Here is a 9,066-nt window from a genome sequence, read left to right as displayed (position 1 = left end):
CGGCGTTGCCTCCGGCGGCTGTTAATCCCCCGCCCCCACGCCGACAGCAGCGGGGGAGCAGGCATCACTGGAGGCCGGCAGCGGTCGTAGACCGCAAACCTTTGGAAACCCCGCCATGACGGGCGAAGCTCGGCTTGGTGGGGACAGCAGCGAACCCATGCGCGGCATCTTCGTAGAAGAGCCGCAGGAACAGTCAAACAATACAACCCACATAACACCATTCATAGCATGAGCCGAGTCTGTTCATTACATCATATAGTGTTCAACACCTACCAGAGAGAGCGAACCATCACATTAAGTGAAAGACGGACTCTGTATGCATTCCTCCATTCTATAATTACAGCCAACAAATGCAAGACACTTAGAATTGGTGGAACTGATAATCACGTACATATTTTAATCGATCTGCATCCTACAAAAGCCCTATCATGGCTCGTGGGCGAACTAAAGAGATCGTCAAGTATATGGATGAAACAAAACAATGGCTTTTTGCGTTTTAACGGATGGGCACACGAATATTTTGCCAGCAGCATATCGACAACCGACAAAGACAGCGTCATACACTATATTCAAAATCAAGACCAGCATCATCAGAAAATCAGCTTTGAAGATGAAATAACAGATATCTGCCGAAAACTCGGATTTGAATGGAAATCGGAGTATTTCAAATAAGGCTGAAAACCTTTCCCTGCGGCTCTTCTACGAAGACACCGCGTGTTTCACCGACACACCCCACCAAGGCGAGCTACGCACGCCATGGCGGGGCTTACAGAAGTAAATTGGTCTACGACCAATCTCCCTATCATCATTAACTAATTCATATCAACAGGCTATGAGTAAACCCATCTAAGTATATCAAACCACATCTCTACCGAGCTCCAGATGGTATAATGAATCATCCACTCCTCAACGACGGACACCACTGACCAAAACATCCTTCACCACCCACCTGCAGCACAGTCAGTAGTGGAGGCCATGGCATCACTGGAGGCCAGCAGCGGTCGTAGACCGCAAAACCTTTGGAAACCCCGCCATGACGGGCGAAGCTCGGCTTGGTGGGGACAGCAAGACAACCGACAGCACAGGCAGCGGTCGTAGACCGCAAACCTTTGGAAACCCCGCCATGACGGGCGAAGCTCGGCTTCACGGGGACAGCAGCGAACCCATGCGCGGCATCTTCGTAGAAGAGCCGCAGAAACAGTGTTTATCAACAAAAAAACATACCCACATGCACTTTCAAGGACTGATTTTAGGCGCCGCCACATTTCTCATCATAGGCATATTCCATCCGATAGTCATCAAGGCCCACTACCGGTGGGGCACCGGCTGCTGGTGGGTGTTTCTTATACTCGGACTAATATGCACCGGCGCATCGCTGGCCATGGCCGACACAGTGTGGTCGGCACTGCTCGGAGTGACCGGTTTCTCCTCGTTCTGGACCATCAAGGAGATTTTCGAACAGGAACAGCGTGTGGAACGCGGATGGTTTCCGGCCAACCCGCGACGCCGCAAGCGGCAATAACCCTCCCCCTATCCTTATCCTGAGACATAGCGGCTTCATCCAGAGTCGTAAGAAATCGACATAAAAAAGGCAGGCGAACCTCCCGGTCAGCCTGCCGCACTATTTTTTAGTATGAAATATCGCCGGTGTTACCCGGCAATGAGTTTGATCACTGCGGGCGGGTAGCCTCCCAGCCCTCGTTCTGAGCCACGCCGAAACCGGCATTTACCTCATCGACGGGAATCGGAAGCACCAGATCGCCGAGAGTGACATTGTTTATACGCCACTTCACAGTCGGAGCCTGATAGGCTGTCAGACCGGTGGTCACATTCCAGCGGCGCAGATCCCACAGGCGATGACCCTCCTGGAACAGCTCGCGGGCGCGCTCATCGCGGATGAAGCTCATCAGCGCGGCCTCGTCCGAAGGCAGATCGGCCGTCGATGTGATATCGAGATTGCGCTTGGCCACCACCAGCAGAGCCCGGCGGGCGCCGTCGAGATCCTTGCCGGAGGCGCTGCGCAGCTTGGCCTCGGCCTCGATCAGGAACATCTCGGGAGCATTGATCAGATAGTTGGTGGCCTCGGCACAGTTGCCGCTCGCGGGCACGCCGAACTTGCCGCCGCCGAACCAGGGCACTGCGTCGCCGTAGGGCACTATCTGCGAACGCTTCTGGTCAGTCCAGTACCAGATGGCCGTGCGTATGTCATTCTCACCCATCAGTCCTACCAGATAGGGGCTGGGACCATAGCAGTAGGAGGTGAAGAGCGTGCCGCAGGAGTTGGCGCTCCAGTTGGTCTTCTCGTCGAGAGCCAGCGCAAGGAAGCTTTCGGTATTGGTGTTGTTACCGGCATAGAGAGCCTCGTAGGCCTCCGGATCGTAGGTCAGAGTAGAGATGCCCTTGGCTGCGAGAGCGTCGGCAGCTGCCTGTGCGGCACCGTCAAAGTCCTCGAGCATCAGCTTCACGCGCGCCATCAGACCCAGAGTCGAAGCCTTGCCGAAGGCAAAGAGCGAACGGCGGTCGCCCACCTCGTTGAATCCGGCCAGAGCCTTGTCGAGATCCGAGAGGATCTGGGCATAGCAGTCGCCGACAGTCGAACGGCTCACGGTCGTTCCCGGCTCTACGGGAGTATCCACGACTACCACGCCGGGAGTCGACGAATAGTCCTGGCCGTTGACCTTCACCTGATGACCGAACACGTTGGTCATCACGCTCATCGCATAGGCTCTTAGCGCGTGAGCCTCAGCCTTGGCGCGTATGAGGGTAGCCTTGTCCGCCTCGCTTGCCGACGGTATCTGCTCGTCGCAGGCCTGTATGATGCGGGCAGAGTTATCGACCACTTTGTAGCCGTAGGCCCAGATGTAGAGCATCGAATACTCCGTGTCGAGATAGTTGAACTGATACATCGCGTTCTGGTGGCTGTTCGAGCCGTTCCAGTAGGTGATGTCCGACGCTATGTCGGGGGTGACCGTAGCGTAGTTGCCGGCGAAATAATATTGGCTGAAACGGTAGTAGGTGCCGTTGAGAGCCAGCTCCACACGGTTGGCGTTGTCGAGGGCGCCCTCCATGTCGACAGCATCATAGATGTCGGTGTCGAGGAAACTGTCGCCGCACGAAGTCATCGTCATGGCCGCTACAGCTGCCACTCCGAGCGCCTTTGCAAATATATTTTTCATCTTGTTTAGCTTCTTGTTTTGTTAAAGGTTAGAAAGTCACCTGTACGCCGCCGGTGAAGGTGAACACCGCCGGATACTGCCATGCGATCTCGCCCGACGAGTATGTCTCGGGGTTGTAGCCCGTGAAGTCGCTTGCGGTCCAGGTGTGCACGTTGTCGAAGGTGGTGTAGACGCGCAGCTTCTGCACGAAGAACCGGCGAGTCAGTTTGGCAGGCACCGTATAGCCGAAGGTGATATTGCTCAGACGCAGGTAATTGCCGCTCATCAGCCAGCGGGTGGAGTTGGCCATGGTGTTGTAGGGGTCGCCATAGATATACTGCGGGTACTTGCCGCCCGGGTTCTCGGGAGTCCAGGAGTCGGTCACGACCTTCTCGAGCGGTGTGCGCATGTCCATGCCCCAGCCGGTGAACTTGTGACCCGAATCATACACTTTGCCGCCCAGACGGTAGTTGAACTGCATCGACGCGTCGAAGCCATAGGCATTGGCCGAGAAGCCGAATGCGCCGAACACTTTCGGGTCGGCCGAGCCTACATAGCGCTTGCCGGCCTCGAAATAGTTTTCGGTCACCTCGTCACCCTCGGTACCCTTGTAGTAGAGCGCCTTGCCGTTTTCGGGATTTACGCCCGCATACTCAGGCATGTAGAACTGACGGTAGGGACGTCCCTCTTCGATGATCGTATAGGTGCTTTCCACCGATCCGTCGGCGAGCTTGATCACCTCGTTGCGGTTCCATGTGATGTTGGCAAACACGTTTACGGCCACGTCGTTGGTGTAGAATGCCGTGCCATTGACACCGAATTCTATGCCGCGGTTGCGGATCTTGCCGATGTTCTTGTACCACGAACCGAGACCTGTAGTGTAGGAAAGTGGCACGGAATAGAGTGCGTCGGATGTGTCTTCGTTATAGAAGTCAAACGTGAAGTGGACGCGGTTGAGGAGCGACAGATCGAAGCCGACGTCAAACTTGCGCGATGTTTCCCACGACAGATCGGGATTTGCCACCTGCGAGGGCACCATGCCGGGCTTGCCGGCGTAGTTGAAGCCGAGACGATAGAATCCGCGGGCGGCGTATACCGAGCCGAGGCTCTGGTTGCCGACCGTACCGTAGCTTGCACGCAGTGCGGCGTTGGTCAGCAGACGGTTGCCCTTGAGCCACTCCTCCTGGGTCAGACGCCACTTGCCGCCGACCGACCAGAAGTTGCCCCAGCGCTTGTCGTTGCCGAATATCGAGCTGCCGTCGCGGCGGAACGATGCCGAGAGATAGTAGCGGTTGTCATAGCTGTAGTGGAAGTCGCCGAAGTAGGAGGCCAGACGGCTCTGCTCCTTGTAGTAGGAGCTGTCGCCCCACGATCCGGCGGTGCTCAGATCACGCATTCCGTCGCCGGCGAAGGGGAAGTCCTGGCCGGAATAGAACTCCTGCCAATAGGTGCGGCGCATCATCTCCTGACCGAGAAGCAGGTTGATCACATGCTTGTCGCCGAAGGTGTAGTCCCAACCGAGGGTATTGGTCCATGTAAGGGTCGTGGTGTTGGCGTTATACTGCTGGCCGAGGCCGTTGTAGTCCTGACCCTGCGGATTGGTGATGGCGCTCCAGTAGTTGTACTGGCGCTGACCCATGATGTTGACGCCGAAGTTGGTCTTGGCCCAGATGCCCTTGCCGAAGTCGACACGCAGCCAGGGATTGGCATTGATGGTCTGGTTGTTGATCTGATTGAGATCGCCCACCTTCGGATCCATCACTGCGAGAGGGTTGTAGGGCACGGGATTCCACTCCCACCGGCCGTCAACCTCCACGCGTATGGGATCGAACGGAGTCATGGAGCTGATGGCGCCGGTCATAGGAGCCGACATGCTGCCGTTGGTCGACTGCGAGGTCGACTGGTTGTCGGTGTAGCTGTACTGCGAGTTGAGTCCTACGGTGAGGAACTTGTACTTCGAGTCGAGGTTTACGCGTCCGGAGTAGCGGGTGTTGCTCGATCCGACGATCAGACCGTCGGTGCTATTGTAGCCGAGGCTCACATAGTAGTTGGTCTGGCCGACAGTGCCGTTGAACGCCAGATTGTAGTCCTGATAGTAAGGCTTGCGGGTGATGGCCTTTACCCAGTCGGTCGAGGTCTTGCCGTCCCAGCCGAAATACGTGTCGGTGAGATATTCGCGGGCTTCCTGCACATTGTCGAAATCGCCCGACGCCACGACGCCGCCACTTATGAGGTTCATCATCTGCTCCGAGTTGGCAAACTTCATGTTGTTGTTGGCAATCGACGAGAAGCCCTGACGGGTCTCGAAAGTGACACTCAGACGGGCCTGTCCGCCCTTCTTGGTGGTGATCACCACCACGCCGTTGGCCGCGCGCGATCCGTAGATGGCGGTGGCTGCGGCATCCTTGAGCACTGTCACGCTCTCGATGTCGGCAGGGTTGTAGGCCGCCATCGGGTCGAAATAGTTGTTGGAGTCATAAAGGTCGTCGTAGTCGGAGTTGACAGGCACGCCGTCGATCACGTAGAGAGGCTGCGAGGAGCTGCTGAGCGAGCCCATGCCGCGCACGTAGACCGAGCCCCACTGGCCGGGAGCCGAAGTGGAGTTGTTATACTGGAAGCCTGTCACGGTGCCTTCGAGCGACTTCACGAAGTTGGCGTCGCTCTTGCGGTCGACAACATCGCCGTCCACCACCGATGCAGCGCCGGTGAAGGCCGCCTTGCGGGTAGAGCCGTAGCCGGTCACGACCACTTCGTCGAGCATCTGCTCGTCGTTCTCCATCACGATTCGCACTTCAGGCTTCACGGCCACTTCGACCGGAAACATGCCCACGTAAGACACCGTCAGGCGCTTCACGTCGGCGGGCACCGTCAGACGGAAGTTGCCGTCGATATCGGTCTGTGTGCCGATCGAGGTGCCTTTGGCCTTGACTGTGGCTCCCACCACCGGCTCATCGTCGGCAGTGACTACCACGCCACGCACACTGACCGTCTGGGCCGATGCGCCGATAGCTATGGCTGCCACCATCATAAGTAATAAAAACAGCTTTTTCATACTTAAGAAAATGTGTAAATAAATAATATTGATTTATGTGTAATGACTTCAGGATCGCGCCGACTTCACATCGGAGCCTTCTATCAAAATCCTCGCAAAGATATATAGTATTATTTAATCTTAATTAACTTACCCCCCCCGTTTAACTTTATTTCACGTTTTTAACTATTTTGCCGACCTCATCGTCGGAATATCACATGCCGCACAACCTTGTCACATCGATCCGTTGCAGTGACTGAAAACAAGACGCCGCACCGGAAATCTATCCGGCACGGCGCCATTTAATTTACGACATGGGCAACTGTCAGAGCGGCCCGGACAACCGATGCCGCCGCGACACTCCCCTATGGATTTACCAGATGGTCACTCGCTCCTCTGCGGGACGATACATCGGCTGACCCTCAGTGATAGAGAACGCCTCGAAGAACGGCCCGATATTGCGGAGGGTGACATTCACGCGGTTCTTGCCGAGCGAATGCACGTCGCCCTGCGTGAGCGAACGCATCTCGGCCTCGCGGATGTTCTGTGCCCAGAGGTTGGCATAGTTGAGATAGAACACCTGGGCGGGCGTAAAGCCGTCGATCCTGGCGGTAGCCACATCCACTCCCTTCTGCTTCTGCGAGTTGAGGAAGGCTGTCATGGCCACGCGCAGACCGCCCTGGTCGGCGATGTTCTCACCGAGCGTATAGGCACCGTTGGCGTTAAGGCCGGGGAGCACCTCCACGGCGTCGAACTGCTTGACGAGCTTGTCGGTGAGCGCCTTAAATGCCTCGGCATCCTGAGGCTCCCACCAGTCGGTCATATTGCCTTTAGCGTCGAAGTGACGGCCCTGGTCGTCGAAGCCGTGGGTCATCTCGTGGCCGATCACCACGCCGATGCCGCCATAGTTCTCGGCATCGGACGAAGCCGGGTCGAAGAACGGTGCCTGCAGTATGGCTGCCGGGAACACAATCTCGTTGGCCAGCGGATTGTAGTAGGCGTTGACCGTCTGCGGAGTCATGCCCCACTCGGTGCGGTCAACCGGCTTGCCCCACTTCGAGAGCATGTCGCGGGTGTGCCACATGCTTACCTCGTGCATGTTGTCATAATAGCTCTTCTCCGGATCGATCTCCATGGAGCTGTAGTCTTTCCACTTGTCGGGATAACCGATCTTGACGGTGAAAGCGGCGAGCTTCTCGCGGGCGCGGGCCTTGGTGGCATCGCTCATCCATGTCAGCGAGTCGATGTGCTGGCCAAGGGCCGTGCGCAGGTTCTCCACAAGGCCGAGCATATACTGCTTCGACGACTCGGGAAAATACTTCTCTACATAGAGCTGACCTACGGCCTCGCCCATGGCGCCCTCGGTGGCGCTCAAGGCGCGTTTCCAGCGCGGACGCTGCTCCTGCGCTCCGCTGAGCACCTTGTAGAACTCAAACGAAGCGTCGGCAAACGCGTCGGAGAGATAGCCCGACGCACCCGAAACATATTTCCACAGATAATAGTCCTTGATCTGACGGTCGGTGAGCGTCGACATCAGAGCGTTGGCGCGCGCCATGCTCTTGGGGTCGGTCACGATAATGGTGTCGATCGGCGTGGCTATGTCCATGGTCTCGACAAAGAAGCGGTCCCAGGGCACTGCGGGATAGTCCTTCTTGAGCGACTCGAAGGAGCGGGGATTGTACATCGCCTGGATGTCGCGGCTCTCCTCGCGGGTCTTGGCGTCGCGGGCCATGGCCGTTTCGATCTCCATGACGGTGTTCATGATCCGGGCGGCGGTGTCGGCGCTGAAGCCGGCATTGGTCAGCTGGCTGCTGATAAGCTTCCTGTAGGCCTCGCGCACCTCGGTGTTGCGGGGATCATTCTCAAGATAGTAGTCGCGGTCGTTCAGACCCATCGAGCCGCCGGAGAGATACATGGCGTATTCGTCGGAGTTGACCATGTTCTCCATCGGGCCGGCGCCCATGAAGGGCGATCCGTACTCCTTCTGGAACCAGAGGAACAGGTCGGCCATACCCTCGTGGGGAGTGTTCTCGATCTTGTCGAGACCGGCGCGTATCGGAGCGGCGCCCTCGGCATTGCGGCGGGCGGAGTCCATGGCCTGGTTGTAGATGGTCGACACCTTGAAGGCAACGGTGCCCGGCTCGGGATTGGTGGCGGCCAGGCCGGTGATGATATCCTTCACACGCGCCTCCGAAGAGTCGTTGAGCACATTGAACTGGCCGTAGCGTGAATATTCGGCGGTAAGCGGATGAGCCTCCTGCCAGCGCTGGGTGACATGTTCGTAGAAGTCGGTGCCCGCCGGAATCGAGTCATTGATCAGATTCGCGTCGAGGCTTTTCAGATGCTCGCTTTTGGAGCAGCCTCCGAGAGCGAGCGCAGTGACAGCAGTCAAAGCGATAACGGTTTTTGGTTTAAGCATATCAAATGGTTAATTATAGGCTAAATAAATGGTGCAGGAACCGAAGGTCAGCGGCAGATGGCTCGCCGACTTCCACCCGCTCGCCTCAAGCAGCGCGCACATTTCGCGTCCCTGCGGCACAGCCGCGATGCTCTGCGGCAGATAGCTGTAGGCGTTGGAATCGCGGCTGACAAGACGCCCCAGAGCGGGCACTATGCCGCGGGTGTAAAGGCGGTAGAGCGGACCGGTGACCGGTCCGCGGGGAGTCGACAGCTCGATCACGCAAAGCATGCCCCCCGGACGCGTCACCCGCGCCATCTCGCGCATTCCCGCCGAAAGATCGGCGAAATTGCGCACTCCGAAGGCGGCTGTCACAGCGTCGAACGTGGCGTCGGCAAACGGCAGCCCCAGACAGTCGGCCGCCATAAGGCTTATCCCTGTCTCTTATACAAACTTGACGGCGCCGACGAGCGAACCAATTT

Annotated in this window: 6 protein-coding genes; 2 read left to right on the top strand and 4 right to left on the bottom strand. The window is 57.3% G+C overall.

The window, feature by feature from the left end:
- Positions 1 to 228: 228 nt before the first annotated feature.
- Positions 229 to 672, top strand: a complete 444-nt coding sequence (gene tnpA / locus C5O24_RS14610) for an IS200/IS605 family transposase (protein ID WP_107681708.1) — start codon at positions 229 to 231, stop codon at positions 670 to 672.
- 556 nt (positions 673 to 1,228) lie between these two features.
- Positions 1,229 to 1,522, top strand: coding sequence for a DUF4491 family protein (locus C5O24_RS08570; RefSeq protein ID WP_107035003.1), 294 nt, complete (start codon positions 1,229 to 1,231; stop codon positions 1,520 to 1,522).
- 148 nt (positions 1,523 to 1,670) lie between these two features.
- Here the strand turns inward: C5O24_RS08570 and C5O24_RS08565 are convergent, their stop codons facing one another.
- The 4 genes from C5O24_RS08565 to C5O24_RS08550 all read right to left on the bottom strand — a co-directional run bounded on the left by C5O24_RS08565 (position 1,671) and on the right by C5O24_RS08550 (position 9,010).
- A complete protein-coding gene (locus C5O24_RS08565; protein WP_107681707.1) occupies positions 1,671 to 3,176 on the bottom strand; it encodes a RagB/SusD family nutrient uptake outer membrane protein in 1,506 nt (501 codons plus the stop codon).
- Positions 3,177 to 3,204: 28 nt separating this feature from the next.
- Positions 3,205 to 6,207, bottom strand: coding sequence for a SusC/RagA family TonB-linked outer membrane protein (locus C5O24_RS08560; protein ID WP_107681706.1), 3,003 nt, complete (start codon positions 6,205 to 6,207; stop codon positions 3,205 to 3,207).
- A gap of 352 nt (positions 6,208 to 6,559) precedes the next feature.
- Positions 6,560 to 8,605, bottom strand: a complete 2,046-nt coding sequence (locus C5O24_RS08555; protein WP_107035000.1) for a M13 family metallopeptidase — start codon at positions 8,603 to 8,605, stop codon at positions 6,560 to 6,562.
- A gap of 9 nt (positions 8,606 to 8,614) precedes the next feature.
- A complete protein-coding gene (locus C5O24_RS08550; RefSeq protein WP_107681705.1) occupies positions 8,615 to 9,010 on the bottom strand; it encodes a class I SAM-dependent methyltransferase in 396 nt (131 codons plus the stop codon).
- Positions 9,011 to 9,066: the final 56 nt, after the last annotated feature.

This window comes from Paramuribaculum intestinale (assembly GCF_003024925.1).
Classification (GTDB): domain Bacteria; phylum Bacteroidota; class Bacteroidia; order Bacteroidales; family Muribaculaceae; genus Paramuribaculum; species Paramuribaculum intestinale.
Note: the sequence above shows the minus strand (reverse complement) of the source record. Positions and strands in the feature narration are given on the sequence as shown.

What these genes read in the sequence shown, in the direction of transcription:
- C5O24_RS08560 (WP_107681706.1), bottom strand. Translation starts at nt 6,207, where the DNA reads ATGAAAAAGCTGTTTTTATTACTTATGATGGTGGCAGCCATAGCTATC.
- tnpA (WP_107681708.1), top strand. Translation starts at nt 229, where the DNA reads ATGAGCCGAGTCTGTTCATTACATCATATAGTGTTCAACACCTACCAG.
- C5O24_RS08550 (WP_107681705.1), bottom strand. Translation starts at nt 9,010, where the DNA reads ATGGCGGCCGACTGTCTGGGGCTGCCGTTTGCCGACGCCACGTTCGAC.
- C5O24_RS08570 (WP_107035003.1), top strand. Translation starts at nt 1,229, where the DNA reads ATGCACTTTCAAGGACTGATTTTAGGCGCCGCCACATTTCTCATCATA.
- C5O24_RS08555 (WP_107035000.1), bottom strand. Translation starts at nt 8,605, where the DNA reads ATGCTTAAACCAAAAACCGTTATCGCTTTGACTGCTGTCACTGCGCTC.
- C5O24_RS08565 (WP_107681707.1), bottom strand. Translation starts at nt 3,176, where the DNA reads ATGAAAAATATATTTGCAAAGGCGCTCGGAGTGGCAGCTGTAGCGGCC.